Genomic DNA, 14,282 nt, shown 5'->3' on the forward strand with positions numbered 1-14,282 from the left:
GCTGACGCGGTCCGCGTCAGAGCCTGTTCAAGGCCTGCGAGTCGAAGACGTGCGACGGCGGGCCTTGAGCGGATGCTTAGAACGGCACCACGCGGTCGTTGCCGCCGCCGGTCAGCACGCGCACGCGCTGGTTGGCGGAGAACGGAATGTCGGCTTCCTGCACGATGGAGATCATGCGGCCGGAACCATCCAGCTTGACGGTGATTTCCAGCGCGTTCTTGCTCAGGCCGCGTTGAGCGGCCTGGGCGCCGAAGCCGCCGGCCAGCGCGCCTACGATGCCGCCGGCGATCTGGCCCTTGCCGCCGCCGATATTGCTGCCGGCCAGGCCGCCCAGCGCGGCGCCGCCCAGAGTCAGCAGCTCATTATTGCTGCCTTCCATTTTCACGTTCTGCACCGACACCACGGTGCCCAGCTGCACGGTCTGCGCCTGGCGCATCTGGCCTTTGGAGTAGACGGCGGCGGAGTCGGAGGTGGCGCAGCCGGTGAGCACGCCGGCGCTCAGCAGCGCGACGGCGGAAAGACGAATCAGTTGTTTTGCGTTCATATGAGTGAGTCCCATGTTATATAAGCGAGCCGGTTTGCCCCGGGATGGTCGCCGCGGGCCTGTCGCCGGGCTTCCTGAGGGAGGGCCCGTGCGCGGCCGCGCGTGCTGTTGTTCAGGGTTTGGCGCGCGCTGCGATCGCATTCGCGCATTCGGCCACCAGCGCCGGGCCTCGGTAGATCAGGCCGCTGTAGACTTGCACCAGGCTGGCGCCGGCGTCCAGTTTTTCCACGGCGTCCCGCCCGGACAGGATGCCGCCAACTCCTATGATAGGCAGAGCGCCGTCAAGTTCCTTGGCTAATTTGCGAATAACTGTTGTGGAACGGTCTTTGACCGGCGCGCCGGACAGGCCGCCGGCCTGCTCCGCCAACGGGTGGCCGGCCACCGCCTCGCGAGAGAGCGTGGTGTTGGTGGCGATGACGCCGTCGATGCGGTGTTCGGTCAGCAGGCGGGCGATGGCGACGATCTGATCGTCGTCCAGATCCGGCGCGATCTTCAGCGCCAGCGGCACGTGGCGGCCGTGCTTGTCGGCCAGCGCCTGCTGGCGCTGCTTCAATTGCGCCAACAGGCGGCCCAGTTCGTCGCCCTCCTGCAACTGGCGCAGGTTCTTGGTGTTGGGCGAGGAAATGTTGACGGCGACATAGCTGGCGTAGGCGTAGACCTTGTCCAGGCAGGCCAGGTAGTCGTCGGCGGCGTTTTCTATCGGGGTGGCGGCGTTCTTGCCGATATTGATGCCGAGCACGCCCTGGAATTTGCAGCGGCGGACATTGTCCAGCAGGGTGTCCACGCCCAGATTGTTGAAGCCCATGCGGTTGATGATGGCCTGGTGCTCCGGCAGGCGGAACAGCCGCGGCTTGGGATTGCCCGGCTGGGGCCGCGGGGTGACGGTGCCGATTTCGATGAAGCCGAAACCCAGCGCGGCCAAGGCGTCGATATGCGCTCCATTCTTGTCCAGCCCGGCGGCGAGTCCCACTGCGTTGGGGAAGGTCAGGCCCATGGCTTGCACCGGCTTGCGCGCGGCGCTGTGGCAGGTCAGCGTGCTCAGGCGCAGCTTGTGCGCCTGGTCCAGCATGGCCAGCGTCTGTTCGTGGGCGGTCTCTGCGTCAAAGCGGAACAGCAGCGGGCGCAGAAGCGAATAGAGCATCTTGTTTCTCCAGGCAGCAAAATGCCCGGCATTATAACCGGGCATCGGGCGGGGGGATTAAAGAATCTGGCAGGCGTCGTCAAACTCGAAGCGCGGCGAGCGCGGGTAGAGCTTGTCCGCTGCGCCGTAGCCCAGGTTGACCAGGAAGTTGGATTTGAAGCGGCCGTCCGGGAAGAAGGCCTGGTCCACCGCGGCGTTGTCGAAGCCGGACATCGGACCGCAGTCCAGCCCCAGCGAGCGTGCGGCCAGCAACAGGTAGCCGCCTTGCAGGCTGCTGTTGCGCGAGGCGGTGGCCTGGATCGCCGCGTCGTTGCCTTCGAACCAGCTTCTGGCGTCGGCGTGCGGGTAGAGCTTGGGCAGGTGCTCGTAGAAGCGCATGTCCTGGGCCACGATCACGCAGACCGGCGCGGCCATGGTTTTTTCGACGTTGCCTTCGGCCAGGCAGGGCTTGAGCTTGGCCTTGGCGGCGTCGCTTTGCACGAAGATGAAGCGCGCCGGCGAGCAGTTGGCGCTGGTGGGCGCCATTTTCAGCAGGTCGAACAGCTGGTGCAGCGTTTCGGCGCTGACCGGGCGGTCCTGCCAGTGGCTGTGGGTGCGGGCGTTGAGGAACAGCTGTTCCAGCGCGGAATGATGAATCGGGGTGCTCATATCGTGCTCCTCTTGAGAAACAGGGGTGTTAGCGGCCATTGGCCATGGATGCGTCTTGCGGCGACAGCACTTCGGCGTCGCTCAGCCCGCTCGCCAGCACGGTGATGGCGACGCGGCGGTTGCTGGCGCGGCCGTCGGCGGTGGCGTTGTCGCCCACCGGCAGGTTGGCGCCTCGGCCCACCGCCACCAGCCGTTCCGGCTTGATGCCGTTTTCCTGGAACAGGCGCACCACGCTGCCGGCGCGCGAGGCGGACAGTTCCCAGTTGGACGGGAAGTAGGAATTGCGGATGGGCACGGTGTCGGTGAAGCCTTCCACCCGGATCGGATTGTCCACCTTGGCCAGCTGCAGCGCCATATTGGCCATCAGCTGGCGCGACTGTTCGTTGGGCTGCGCCTGTCCGGTGGGGAAGAGCGCGGTGTCGCGGATGTCGATGGTGACGCCCTTGCTGCTGTGGGTGATGGTGACCTGGCCGCTCTTGACCAGCGGGTCCATCACTTTGGCCAGATCCTGGGTCAGGTTGGCGAGCCGGGTTTTTTCGTCGCCCTGGGCGGAGCCGGTGTTGGCTTTTTTCTCGGCCTGGTGTTCTCCCTTGACCGCCTTGGCGATGGGTTTGGTCTCGGGGATCTCTATCATGGTGTTGGCCCCGCCGCTGGGCGGGGTGGTGTTGACGCTGATGGTGGAGCCGGAGCGGAAGGCGTCCACGATGGCGGAGGAGAGCACGCGGTACTTGCCCTCGTTGACCGAGGAGATCGCGTACATCACCACGAAGAAAGCGAACAGCAGGGTGATGAAGTCGGCGTAGGAAACCAGCCAACGTTCATGGTTCTCGTGTTCTTCTTCCTGTCGTTTTCTTCTGCGCGCCATGGTGTGCCTTGCCGGTTGGTCAGAACAGCTTGGTGTCGAACAGACTCTTCACGCCGCCGGCGAACTCCACGCCGATCTTGCGCGCCACGCGGCTGGACAGATCGTCTTGCTGAGTATAGTCGACGGTTTTCTCCGCCTTGATCACGTCGCGCGCCACCGAGCGCACCGTGCCCAGGCCGTCGGCCAGGCCCAGCGGGATGCTCTTGTCGCCCAGCCACACCATGCCGGAGAACAGTTGCGGGTCCTTGGCCAGGCGCTGGCCGCGGCCAGCCTGGACCGCCGCGATGAATTGCTGGTGGATGTCGTCCAGCAATTGCTGGCGGATGGCTTCTTGCTTGGGGTTGACCGGGGAGAAGGGGTCGCCCATCGCCTTGTTCTCGCCGGAGGTGCGCAGGCGGCGGTCCACGCCCAGTTTTTCCATGGCGCCGGTGAAGCCGAAGCCGTCGGACAATACGCCGATGGAGCCGATGATGCTGGCCTTGTCGACGAAGATCTTGTCGGCGGCGGAGGCGATGTAATAGCAGCCGGACGCGCAGACCTCGCTGACCACTACGTAAACCGGCACCGACGGGTGCAGCTTCTTCTGGCGGCGGATTTCGTCATAGGCCATGCCGGACAGCGCCGGGCTGCCGCCCGGGCTGTTGGCGTCGATGATGATGCCCTTGGTGCTCTTGTCGCCGTAGGCGTCGGTCAGGGCCTGGCTCAGCTTGTTGGCGGTGTCGCTCTGGCTGTCGATCACGCCTTCCAGCGTGATGACGGCGGTGTGCCCGGAGCCGACGATGCCGGCGGTGGCCTTGTCCTCGTTGCGCATGAACAGGCTGAACAGGATGAAGCCGATGATGATCAGCCAGATCATGCGGAAGAAAATTTTCCACTGGCGGGCGCGGCGTTGTTCCACCAACGCGGCGCTGGCCAGTTTTTCCAGCAATTGGCGTTCCCAATGGTTGGAGGTGTCGCTCATGTGTGGGTGCTCCCTGAATAATTCCAGGAGTCTAGCAAAGTTCACGACGGCATGACATTGATGCAGATGTTGCCGTCCTGTTCGAAGACGGGCACGGCGATCAGTCGCTGGCCGCGGCAGGGGCCGGAGACGCAATAGCCGGTGTGCGCTTCGTAGCAGGCGCCGTGCATGCTGCACACCAGATAATGGCCGCTGAGGTCGAAGACTTCGCCGTCGCGCAAATCCAGTTCCACCGGAATGTGGCGGCAGGCGTTGACGTAGGCGTAGACCTTGCCGCGGTAGCGCACGGCGAAGGCGGGCAGCGGCGGGGCGCCGTCCGCCTGTGCGATCTCGAAGCGCCAGGCGCGGCCGCCGTCCTGCAGCTCGGCCGCGGCGCAGATTATCCGAGTTTCGGCAGCAGCCATGTCTGCAGCTCGGGGTAGGAATGGAACAAGGCCAGCGGTCCGCAGCTTTCCAGATGCTCGCTGTCGTGGGCACCGAAGCCGACGCCTACGCTGTGGCAGCCGGCGTTGCCGGCCATCAGCAGGTCGTGGCTGGTGTCGCCTATCATCAGCGTGCGGCGCGGGTCCGCGCCCAGCATCTCGGTCAGCGACAACAGCATGTCCGGATGAGGCTTGGAATGGCATTCGTCCACGGTGCGGGTGGCGTGGAACAGCGGGCCGAGCCCGGTCTGCTCCAGCAAGCGGTTGAGGCCGGCGCGGCTGTTGCCGGTGGCCACCGCCAGGAAAACGCCGCTGGCGGCGATGGCGTTCAGGCAGTCCACGGCGCCGTCGAACAGCGTCACTTGGTGCTGATTGGCGTGATAGTGATGGCGGAAGGCTTCGGTCAGCCGCGGCAGTTGCTCCGGGGCGGCGGCTGGACAGGCCTGTTGCAGCGCCTCGGCCAGGCGCAGGCCGATGACGTGGCTGGCCTGCTCGCGGCTGGGGACGGGCAGGGACAGGTCGGCGCAAGCCTGCTGGATGGACTGGCTGATGTGAGCGGTGGAGTCCATCAGGGTGCCGTCCCAGTCGAAAACGACCAGATCGAAGCGAGTGTTCATCTCAAGACCTCAGGCTTTTCAGGAAGCGCTCCAGCTCCGGCGGCAGCGGCGCTTCCAGTTTCAGCGGCTCGCCGGTCAGCGGATGGGGCAGGGACAGGCTGCGCGCGTGCAGGAACATGCGTTTCAGGCCGCGTTTGGCCAGTTCCTTGTTCAGCGCGAAGTCGCCGTATTTCTCGTCGCCGGCGATCGCGCAGCCGTTGGCCTGCATGTGCACGCGGATCTGGTGGGTGCGGCCGGTGCGCAGGTGGGCTTCCACCAGCGTGAACTCGGCAAAACGTTCCTTGACCGCGAAATTGGTGTGCGCGTACTGGCCGTTTTCGGCGTCGCTGACTTTCACGCGGCGCTCGCCGTCCGGGGTGTGGAACTTGAACAGCGGCAGTTTGACCTGGCGCGCGTCGTCCGGCCACTGGCCTAGGCCCAGCGCCAGATAGCGCTTGTCCGGCACATTGGCGCGCATCATGTCGTGCAGCTTGGTCAGCGCCGAGCGCTTCTTGGCCAGCATCAGGAGGCCGGAGGTTTCGCGGTCCAGCCGGTGCACCAGCTCAAGATAGCGCCAGTCCGGATGCGCCTGGCGCAGTTGTTCGATCACGCCGAAGGACACGCCGCTGCCGCCGTGCACCGCCACGCCGGCCGGTTTGTCTATCACCAGCAGCGCGTTGTCTTCGTACACCACCGGGAAGGTGGCGGCCGGCACGTTCTTTTCCGCGCGCTCGGCCACGCGTATGGGCGGAATGCGCAGCTCGTCGCCCGCCTGCACGCGGTAGGCGGCGTCGATGCGGCCCTTGTTCACCCTCACCTCGCCGGAGCGCAGGATGCGGTAGATGTGGCTCTTGGGCACGCCCTTGAGCAAACGCACCAGGTAGTTGTCGATGCGTTGGCCGGCGTCGCCGTCGTCCACTTGGACGAAGGAGACGGAATCTTTGCGAATGTCTGTCATATTGCTTATACTTCTGGCGCTGTCCCAAGGTGTGTTGCACCAAGATGACGGCGAAATGTCAAGCCAAGGTCACGGCATGTTGCGTGGCGCTGCTGCAAGAGGTTAGAGACGGCCGGCAGGGATTTACAGACCCTGACCTGATGCCGCTCGCGACGTTTGCAGCCAAGGTTAACTCGCTCACCGAAAAGCAGCGATGGTAATGCATTTGTACGCATAACGCACTCACGAGTATTCCATTTCCTGATGCTAAGCCAGTCAGGAAATTTTGCAGCGAAGTTTGACCCGGCATGCTAGCCCCCCTGCACTGTATGTCCTGCCCTTTGAGGCAGGCCGGCGATCCCGGAGCGCCAATTGCGCACATGAGTCAGGTCTGCGTGTGATCGATTTTCAGGAAGTAGGCTTGTCAAAACTGTTTTTTTCGATCTTTACATCGACACTTCTTTCGGAAAGCGCCCATCAATAGTCACTGGGCCGTCAAATACTGGCTGCATCCCTTGCGTGAGTGCCGCGCAAGGAATGTAAATGAAACGCATGTTGTTCAACGCAACGCAAGCTGAAGAGCTGCGCGTTGCTATCGTCGACGGACAAAAGCTCGTCGACCTCGATATCGAGACTGTAGGCAAGGAGCAGCGCAAGGGGAATATCTATAAGGGTGTGATTACCCGTATCGAGCCCTCCCTTGAGGCTTGTTTTGTCGATTACGGCACCGAACGCCACGGCTTCCTGCCGTTCAAAGAGGTGTCCCGTTCCTATTTCCAGGGCTATGACGGCGGCCGTCCGCGCATTCAGGATGTGCTGCGCGAAGGCATGGAAGTCATCGTGCAGGTGGAGAAGGACGAGCGCGGCAACAAAGGCGCCGCGCTGACCACCTATATCAGCCTGGCCGGTCGTTATCTGGTGCTGATGCCCAACAACCCGCGCGGCGGCGGCGTATCGCGCCGCATCGAGGGCGAGGAGCGTCAGGAGCTGAAGGACCTCTTGTCTCAGCTGGAAGTGCCGCACGGCATGAGCCTGATCGCCCGTACCGCCGGCATCGGCCGCAATCTGGAAGAACTGCAGTGGGATCTGGGTTACCTGATGCAGCTGTGGCGCGCGATTGAAGGCGCGGCCGGCGCTCAGAACGCGCCGTTCCTGATTCTGCAGGAAGGCAGCCTGGTGATCCGCGCGATCCGCGATTACTTCCATCCGGACATCGGCGAAGTGCTGATCGACACCGAGGAAATCTACGATCAGGCCCGTCAGTTCATGAGCCATGTGATGCCCAACATGCTGTCGCGTGTGAAGCTGTACAAGGATCATGTGCCGCTGTTCTCCCGTTTCCAGATCGAACACCAGATCGAAACCGCCTTCGCGCGCAGCGTGCAGCTGCCGTCCGGCGGCGCCATCGTGATCGACCACACCGAAGCGCTGGTGTCCATCGACGTCAACTCCGCGCGCGCCACCAAGGGCGCCGACATCGAAGACACCGCGGTCAAGACCAACCTGGAGGCGGCCGAGGAAATCGCCCGCCAACTGCGCTTGCGCGACCTGGGCGGCCTGGTGGTGATCGACTTCATCGACATGGAAAGCGCCAAGAACCAGCGCGACGTGGAAAACCGCCTGCGCGACGTGCTCAAGCACGACCGCGCTCGCGTCCAAATGGGCAAGCTGTCCCGTTTCGGCCTGCTGGAATTGTCGCGTCAGCGTCTGCAGCCCAGCCTGGGCGAGACCAGTCATGAGACCTGCCCGCGCTGTCACGGCATCGGTTTCATCCGCGGCACCGAGTCCTCCGCGCTGCACATCCTGCGCATCATTCAGGAAGAGGCGATGAAGGAAAACACCGGCGCGGTTCACGCGCAGGTGCCGGTGGACGTGGCCACCTTCCTGCTCAACGAAAAGCGTTCCGAGATCCATTCGATCGAAGAGCGTCTGGACGTGGACGTGGTGCTGATCCCGAACATCCATCTGGAAACCCCGCATTACAAGATCGTGCGCGTGCGCCACGACGACCTGGCCGAAGCTGGCGAAGCGCCGAGCTACAAGCGGGTGGAAGTGCAGGAAGAAGACGTGATCACCAACTTCGGCCATGAAAAGCCGAAGCTGGAGCGTCAGGAAGCCGCGGTCAAGGGCATTACGCCTCAGCAGCCGGCGCCGACGGTGGCGGCCAAGGTGGCCGAGCCGGAGCCGGGTCTGTTCGGCAAGCTGGGCGCTTGGGTCAAGAGCCTGTTCGCCGAGCCGGAGCAAGCGGCTCAGCCGGCCGAGAAGAAAAAGCCGGCGGCCCAGTCTCAGCAACGCGGCAACCGCCAGCGCAACGGCGACCGCCGTCCGGGCGGTCAGGCGCGTCGCGAACACGAGCAGCGTCGTCAAGGTTCCGATGAGAAGCCGCGTCGTCCGGAGCGCGCCGAACGCGGCGAGCGCCAGGACGGCGAGCGTCAGGAACGCCAGGAGCGTCCGGAGCGCAAAGAGCAGCCGCAACGCGAGGAGCGCCAGGAGCGCGGCGAGCAGCCGCGCAACGGCCGCCGCCGCGAGCGCGACAACGGTCGCGAGACTCGCGAAGGCCGCGAACCGCGCGAGCTGAAGGACGCGCAGCGTCAACAGCCGGCGCGCGAGGAAGCGCCGCAGGAGCGTCCGGAAAAGCTGGAGAAGCAGGAGCGTCCGCAGCAGGAGCCGCGTCGTCGTCAGGCGCCGCAGGCGGAAGAGCAGGCTTTGGAGCTGAGCAAGCCGGTTGTCGACGAGGCTCGCGCCGAAGGCGACGCCGAGCAGCAGGAGCGCAATGAGCGTCGTCGTCGTCGCAGCCGTCGCGACCGTCGTCGCGATGATCCGGCCGCAGCGCCGCAGGAAGAGGGTCTTGCCCTGCCGGCGGCGGAAGCGGCGCCGATCGCAGCCGCGGCCGTTGTCGGCGCGGTAGCGGTGGAAGCCGTCGTCGAGGCGGTGGCCGAGGCGCCGGCTGAAGCGCCGGCGGCAGCGGCTGAGCAGCGTGAGGAAGCGGCGGCGGTTGAGTCCGCGGCAGTCGAAGCGGTCCAGCCGGCGCGGGAAGCGTTCGAGCCTGTTGCGGCGGTTGAGCTGGAACAGCCGGCGGTTGACGCGGCTCCGGCGATTGAGCTGGCCCCGGTCGTGGAAGCGGCTCCGGTGTTTGAGGCGGCTCCGGCGGTTGAAGTGGTTTCGGTGCTGGAGGCTGTCGAGGCGTTTGTCGCGGCGGAACCCGCGCCTGCGCCGGAAGTTGCCGCTGCGCAGAGCGAGCCGGAACAGGCCGATCCGGTCGAGCCGGCAGTCGAGGCGCCGGCCGTGGTTGAGACCCGCGCCGTTGCCGCGGCGGAGCCGGCAAGCCTGGGCGGCTTGGTCATGGTGTCCACCAAGTCGGTAGTCGAGGCGCCCGCGGCGCAGGAGCCGGTATTGCCGGCGGGGCCGCGTCGTCGCGACGTGACTCGTCAGGCTCAGCAGGGCGCCGCTCCGGCTGACCTGGTGCAGGTGGAAACCCGCAATCCTTGAACGTAGTCTGAGGCCCGGAGCGCTGCTATTTAGCGCTCCGGGTGTTGACGCCGCTCAGGGGTTTGGTTAATATACCCCTCTCTCGCAAGAGATGTTCCCTGATAGCTCAGTTGGTAGAGCGACGGACTGTTAATCCGCAGGTCGCAGGTTCGAGCCCTGCTCGGGGAGCCAGAATTCAAAAGGCCACGCATCGCGTGGCCTTTTTGCGTTTCCGCGCGTTCGTCGCGGCTTCCCGTCGAGTTCTCGGCGCCCTGGCGCGCCTGTCCCAATTGATTGCGCTAAGCAATTTTAACAGTTTGCTTCCCATTCCATACGTCATATAACACAAGCTGGTGACAACTTGACCGCCTCGTTTGCGCGCGCTTGAGCGCGGCCGTTTCCGGCTGCGCGGCGCGGTGAGTTGGGGGCGGCGTGAGGAGGCCGGGTGGCTGGATCCCTGAAGGGCGAAAGCAGCGCCTTGGATTGCGCCGAACAGGTGTTGTCCGATGTGCTGGAGGCGGTTCCGGTGGGACTGGCGCTGATTGACGGCCAGATGCGTTATCGATTGCTCAACCAACGTCTGGCGGAGGCCAACGGCCTGCCGCATTCGGCCCATCTGGGGCGCGGCGTGGCGGAAACGCTGCCGCAGATCGGCGAATATCTGGAATCGCTGATGCGGCAGGTGATGGAGAGCGGCGAGCCGGTGCTGGATGTTTGCGTCAATTCCAAGGTGGGTGCCGGCGGCAAGGGCGCGCTCAGGGAGTGGCAGATCAGCTATCTGCCGTATTGCGCCTCGGCGGACGAGGTGGCGGGGGTGTTGGCGGTGGTCAGGGACGTGGCGGCGGAGCGGCGGGCCGAGCGTCTGCGCGGCGAGGGCGAGGCCCGCTTGCGCATGGTGGTGGATTCCGCGCTGGACGGCTTGGTGATGATAGACCAGAGCGGGCGCATCCGGATGGCGAATCATCGGGCGGAGGTGATGTTCGATTATCTGGGCGTCGGCATGGAGGGTCTGATGATTTCCGGCCTGGTGCCGGAGCGCTTCCGCGACGGCCATGGGCGGCTGATCGAAAATTATATGCGCCGCCCGGAGGCGCGGGAGATGGCGCGCCAGCAGGAAATCTTCGGGGTGCGGCGCGACGGCGGCGAGTTCCCGGCCGAAATCGGCCTGACGCCGGTGCGCGACGGCGGGGAGTTGCAAGTGCTGGCCACCATTACCGACATCAGCGCGCGCAAGGCGGCGCAGGCCAGTCTGGAGCTGGCCTTGAAGGAAAAGACCGCCTTGCTCAACGAGGTGCACCACCGGGTCAAAAACAATCTGCAAGTCATTTCCAGTCTGCTCAATCTGCAAACGCGCTCGGCGCCGCCGGAGGCGGTGGCGGTGCTGACCGAGTGTCAGAATCATGTGCGCGCGATGGCGCTGATCCATCAGCTCTTGTACGAGCACGGCGACTTTTCCCGGATTCACGTGGGGGTTTACCTGGAGCGGCTGACTCAGTTGCTCAGCGGCAGCGTGTCGGACGTCGGGGTGCGCTTGCGCTGCCGCGGCATGGGCGCCGCGGTGTATCTGGGCATGCAGCGGGCGATTCCCTGCGGCTTGCTGGTGAACGAGTTGGTGACCAATGCGCTCAAGCATGCGTTTCCCGATCGGCGCGGCACGGTGGAGGTGGCGCTGGAACGGGAGGACGGCGGGCGTTGCCGGATTCTGGTGTCGGACGACGGCGTCGGCATTCCGGAGTCGGTGAAGCTGGGCGAGGTCAGTTCCTTGGGGTTTCGCCTGATTCCCACCTTGGTGGGTCAGTTGAAGGGGGAGGCTCGCTTGCTGCGGCCTGAGGCGGGCGGGGCCTGCGTGGAGATCGCGTTCAGCGATGAGCCGGAGAGCGCGGAATGAATATGGACAACGGTTTGTTGATCGTGGAAGACGAAGGGGTGGTGGCGCTGGACTTGCAGACCAGTCTGGAGTCTTTGGGTTACCGGGTTCTCGGCGTCTGCGCCAATGCGGACGACGCGGTGCGGCGGGCGGGGGCGGATCGGCCGGATCTGGTGTTGATGGACATTCATCTGGACGGCGACGTGCCGGGCACCGAGGCGGCGCGCGTGATACGCGAGCGTTTCCAAATCCCGTCCATCTTCCTGACCGCCTACGCCGAGGACGATATGCTGCGCAACGCGGAAGGCAGCGCGCCCTACGGCTATCTGCTCAAGCCGTATCAGTTGCGGGAGCTGAACGCCTCGGTGCGCATGGGGCTGGCGCGGCGCAGGGCGGAGGTGGAGGAGCAGCGTCAGCGCCGTCGCTTGCGCATGGCGGTGGAGGCGGCCCGGCTGGGGGTGTGGGAATGGGGCGGCCGGCGCGGCGAGATGGTGTGGGAGCAGGAGTTTCTGGACGCGTTTCCGTTCGCCGTCGCCGAGGACGGGTTGCCCGGTTTGCTCGGCATGGCTGAGGCCGACGCCGCCGAGTTGACGCGGATCTTGGAGTCCGAGCGGGTCTTGCAGAAAACAGTGAAGCTGGACGCGGAGGGCGCGGAGCGCTGGCTTGAGCTGTGCGGGCGCAATTTCGCCGCGCAGGGCGAGCCGGCGCGTTGGGTGGGGGTGGCGCGAGACGTGACCGACGCGCATTTGAGCGAGGCCAGCCTGCGGCAAGCCAGCGTGGTGTTTCAGGCCAGCGCGGAGGGGATTCTGGTATTGGATCATCGGCGTTGCATCGTGTCGGCGAACGAGTCCTTTTACCGATTGACGGGCTTGAGCGCGGAAGAATCGTTGGGTAGCGATCCGGACGATTGCCTGCACGTGGAGCCGCATGGCGAGAGTTTTTACCGTCGGCTGGAGGGAGAGCGGCATTTCTGGCAGGGCGAGGTGGTGTGTCGCCGCCGGGGTGAAACCTTTCCTTGCTGGCAGCATGCGTCGGTGGTGCGGGACGGGGAGGGGGCGGTCAGTCATTACGTGCTGGCCATCTCCGATATTTCGGCGATACGCGCGGCGGAAGCGCATATTCATTTCCTGGCCTACCATGATCAACTGACCGGCTTGGGCAATCGCCATTTTCTGCAGGTGGAACTGGATAAGGAGATTGCCAGGGCCAAGCGCCGCAATGAACGCATCGCGCTCTTGTTCATCGATCTGGACGGTTTCAAGGCGGTGAACGACGGCTGGGGGCACGAGGCGGGCGACGCGCTGCTGGTGGCGATGGCCGAGCGTCTGCGTCAGCATGTGCGCGGCGAGGATTTGGTGGTGCGCCTGGGCGGAGACGAATTTCTGGTGGTGGCGCCGGGCTTGGATCGCGGAGAGTCCTGCAGCGTGATGGTGGGTCGGCTCTTGACGGTGTTGGCGCAGCCGGTGGCTTTGGGTGACGACGAGTGCGCGGTGTCGGCCAGCATCGGGGTGGCGTTCTTTCCGGAAAACGGCGGCGATCTGGGCGGTTTGCTGCATGCGGCCGACCGGGCGATGTACCAGGCCAAGAGGGCGGGTAAGAACGAATTCAGGATGGCGGCGGAATAAAATCCGCGCGGGAAAGAATAAAAGCCGAAATCGCGAGATTTCGGCTTTTATATTTGGTGGAGATAAGCGGGATCGAACCGCTGACCTCTTGCATGCCATGCAAGCGCTCTCCCAGCTGAGCTATACCCCCGGTATTGCTGGCGTCCCCACGGGGATTCGAACCCCGGTTACCGCCGTGAAAGGGCGATGTCCTAGGCCTCTAGACGATGGGGACTGAATTGTGGTGGAGATAAGCGGGATCGAACCGCTGACCTCTTGCATGCCATGCAAGCGCTCTCCCAGCTGAGCTATACCCCCACGGAGTGTTTCGTCCTTCCCGGCTTTCGCCCGGTCGGTCTCGACAGGAAGCGAACTATACCTAGGCTTTTCAGGCCGCGCAAGGCTTTTCTCAAAATATTTCCCTTGGCGGACGCCGGGTGAGAAAGAGGGTTTAAGGGGCGGCGGCGGCGGCTTTTGACGCCGCTGGACGCAAAGCCGTGATTTTCTGGGAAAAATCAGTTTATTCCTATTCCAAGCCATTGGGGTGGCGGGGATAGAATATCCGCGGAAAAACAATTCACGTCCGGCATTAGCGCAAAGAGTTAATGCCGGACAAGGTTAAAGCCTGGCTCAAATCGATGGCTAAAGATGGATGGCATAGACATGAGAATGCCGGGCGCGGATTGGCCGGGGTGGGAAGGGACGCGACAGTCCGGCAAAGCTTAGGAGGCGTGCATGAATAAAAAACAGTTGATCAACGAGGACTTGCTGGACTCCTCCTCGGACCAGGCTTTGAAAGAAGCCGCGGTTTTCCTGCTGAACACCCTGACGGACCGCGTTCAGTTGCGTCAGCAGAAAGGGATAGAAGAAATTGAGCGGCTGGCCATGGCTTACGGCCTGATTCTGCCCAAGCTCTACGCCAAAAACGGCGTGACGCCCAAATATCAGAACCCGGCGATGCCGCACCAGACCTGGTCCGGCCGCGGCAGGCCGCCGGTGTGGCTGGTGGAGGCGGAGGCCAGGGGAGAGGACCGCGAGCGCTTTGTGATCAAGAGTCAGAAGAGATTGGGGCAGGTCTAGCAGCATTCACCATCTGCCGCGCCTCGTGAAACCTGGCATGGCGAGCACCGCTTCGAAATGCTCGTGCGCCGCGAGCGCGTTCCGCTTCTTCCGCTGTTTTCATTTTGTCTCGCGCTGGCCCGTGAGACCTTGAATGGATGCTGGCGCCG

At 64.3% G+C, this 14,282-nt stretch carries 12 protein-coding genes and 4 tRNA genes; 5 read left to right on the top strand and 11 right to left on the bottom strand.

Annotated features, from left to right (window positions below; translation table 11 throughout):
* Nucleotides 1-76: 76 nt before the first annotated feature.
* The 8 genes from NK214_RS16475 to NK214_RS16510 all read right to left on the bottom strand — a co-directional run bounded on the left by NK214_RS16475 (nt 77) and on the right by NK214_RS16510 (nt 6,135).
* A complete protein-coding gene (locus NK214_RS16475; protein ID WP_048415794.1) occupies nt 77-544 on the bottom strand; it encodes a glycine zipper 2TM domain-containing protein in 468 nt (155 codons plus the stop codon).
* Nucleotides 545-656: 112 nt separating this feature from the next.
* A complete protein-coding gene (locus tag NK214_RS16480) occupies nt 657-1,685 on the bottom strand; it encodes a quinone-dependent dihydroorotate dehydrogenase (protein ID WP_227104168.1) in 1,029 nt (342 codons plus the stop codon).
* Between the two features lie 57 nt (nt 1,686-1,742).
* Nucleotides 1,743-2,333, bottom strand: coding sequence for a malonic semialdehyde reductase (locus NK214_RS16485; RefSeq protein ID WP_235087599.1), 591 nt, complete (start codon nt 2,331-2,333; stop codon nt 1,743-1,745).
* A gap of 28 nt (nt 2,334-2,361) precedes the next feature.
* Nucleotides 2,362-3,198 carry a flagellar motor protein MotD gene (motD, locus tag NK214_RS16490; protein ID WP_019101524.1) on the bottom strand — a complete coding sequence of 279 codons (837 nt, stop codon included), beginning with the start codon at nt 3,196-3,198 and terminating at the stop codon, nt 2,362-2,364.
* A gap of 19 nt (nt 3,199-3,217) precedes the next feature.
* Nucleotides 3,218-4,159, bottom strand: coding sequence for a S49 family peptidase (locus NK214_RS16495; RefSeq protein WP_107799845.1), 942 nt, complete (start codon nt 4,157-4,159; stop codon nt 3,218-3,220).
* A gap of 41 nt (nt 4,160-4,200) precedes the next feature.
* Nucleotides 4,201-4,563 (bottom strand): Rieske 2Fe-2S domain-containing protein, encoded by a 363-nt coding sequence (locus tag NK214_RS16500; protein ID WP_235087601.1) that lies wholly within the window; start codon nt 4,561-4,563, stop codon nt 4,201-4,203.
* Complete coding sequence (locus tag NK214_RS16505) at nt 4,539-5,198, bottom strand: HAD-IA family hydrolase (protein WP_253315012.1); 660 nt, start codon at nt 5,196-5,198, stop codon at nt 4,539-4,541. The genes NK214_RS16500 and NK214_RS16505 overlap by 25 nt, the downstream gene beginning before the upstream one ends.
* A 1-nt stretch (nt 5,199) precedes the next feature.
* On the bottom strand, nt 5,200-6,135 hold the full coding sequence (locus NK214_RS16510; protein WP_107799842.1) for an RluA family pseudouridine synthase: 936 nt from the start codon (nt 6,133-6,135) through the stop codon (nt 5,200-5,202).
* Between the two features lie 522 nt (nt 6,136-6,657).
* On the opposite strand from NK214_RS16510, the gene NK214_RS16515 reads away from it, so the two are divergent.
* From NK214_RS16515 to NK214_RS16530, 4 genes are all read left to right on the top strand, one after another.
* Nucleotides 6,658-9,603 carry an Rne/Rng family ribonuclease gene (locus NK214_RS16515; protein ID WP_253315013.1) on the top strand — a complete coding sequence of 982 codons (2,946 nt, stop codon included), beginning with the start codon at nt 6,658-6,660 and terminating at the stop codon, nt 9,601-9,603.
* Between the two features lie 95 nt (nt 9,604-9,698).
* A tRNA-Asn gene (locus NK214_RS16520) sits at nt 9,699-9,774 on the top strand.
* Between the two features lie 253 nt (nt 9,775-10,027).
* Complete coding sequence (locus NK214_RS16525; protein WP_253315014.1) at nt 10,028-11,470, top strand: PAS domain S-box protein; 1,443 nt, start codon at nt 10,028-10,030, stop codon at nt 11,468-11,470.
* Complete coding sequence (locus tag NK214_RS16530; RefSeq protein WP_253315015.1) at nt 11,467-13,074, top strand: diguanylate cyclase domain-containing protein; 1,608 nt, start codon at nt 11,467-11,469, stop codon at nt 13,072-13,074. The genes NK214_RS16525 and NK214_RS16530 overlap by 4 nt, the downstream gene beginning before the upstream one ends.
* A gap of 54 nt (nt 13,075-13,128) precedes the next feature.
* On the opposite strand, the gene NK214_RS16535 is transcribed toward NK214_RS16530, so the two are convergent.
* The 3 genes from NK214_RS16535 to NK214_RS16545 form a co-directional block, all read right to left on the bottom strand.
* A tRNA-Ala gene (locus NK214_RS16535) sits at nt 13,129-13,204 on the bottom strand.
* A gap of 8 nt (nt 13,205-13,212) precedes the next feature.
* Nucleotides 13,213-13,288: transfer RNA gene (locus NK214_RS16540), tRNA-Glu, on the bottom strand.
* Between the two features lie 7 nt (nt 13,289-13,295).
* A tRNA-Ala gene (locus NK214_RS16545) sits at nt 13,296-13,371 on the bottom strand.
* Between the two features lie 417 nt (nt 13,372-13,788).
* Between NK214_RS16545 and NK214_RS16550 the strand changes: the two genes are divergently transcribed.
* A complete protein-coding gene (locus NK214_RS16550; protein ID WP_107799839.1) occupies nt 13,789-14,133 on the top strand; it encodes an H-NS family nucleoid-associated regulatory protein in 345 nt (114 codons plus the stop codon).
* Nucleotides 14,134-14,282: the final 149 nt, after the last annotated feature.

The sequence above is a fragment of the Chromobacterium sp. S0633 genome (assembly GCF_024158805.1).
GTDB lineage: Bacteria > Pseudomonadota > Gammaproteobacteria > Burkholderiales > Chromobacteriaceae > Chromobacterium.

Coding starts and splice junctions, on each gene's coding strand:
- NK214_RS16475 (WP_048415794.1), bottom strand. CDS start 544: ATGAACGCAAAACAACTGATTCGTCTTTCCGCCGTCGCGCTGCTGAGC.
- NK214_RS16480 (WP_227104168.1), bottom strand. CDS start 1,685: ATGCTCTATTCGCTTCTGCGCCCGCTGCTGTTCCGCTTTGACGCAGAG.
- NK214_RS16485 (WP_235087599.1), bottom strand. CDS start 2,333: ATGAGCACCCCGATTCATCATTCCGCGCTGGAACAGCTGTTCCTCAAC.
- motD (WP_019101524.1), bottom strand. CDS start 3,198: ATGGCGCGCAGAAGAAAACGACAGGAAGAAGAACACGAGAACCATGAA.
- NK214_RS16495 (WP_107799845.1), bottom strand. CDS start 4,159: ATGAGCGACACCTCCAACCATTGGGAACGCCAATTGCTGGAAAAACTG.
- NK214_RS16500 (WP_235087601.1), bottom strand. CDS start 4,563: ATGGCTGCTGCCGAAACTCGGATAATCTGCGCCGCGGCCGAGCTGCAG.
- NK214_RS16505 (WP_253315012.1), bottom strand. CDS start 5,198: ATGAACACTCGCTTCGATCTGGTCGTTTTCGACTGGGACGGCACCCTG.
- NK214_RS16510 (WP_107799842.1), bottom strand. CDS start 6,135: ATGACAGACATTCGCAAAGATTCCGTCTCCTTCGTCCAAGTGGACGAC.
- NK214_RS16515 (WP_253315013.1), top strand. CDS start 6,658: ATGAAACGCATGTTGTTCAACGCAACGCAAGCTGAAGAGCTGCGCGTT.
- NK214_RS16530 (WP_253315015.1), top strand. CDS start 11,467: ATGAATATGGACAACGGTTTGTTGATCGTGGAAGACGAAGGGGTGGTG.
- NK214_RS16550 (WP_107799839.1), top strand. CDS start 13,789: ATGAATAAAAAACAGTTGATCAACGAGGACTTGCTGGACTCCTCCTCG.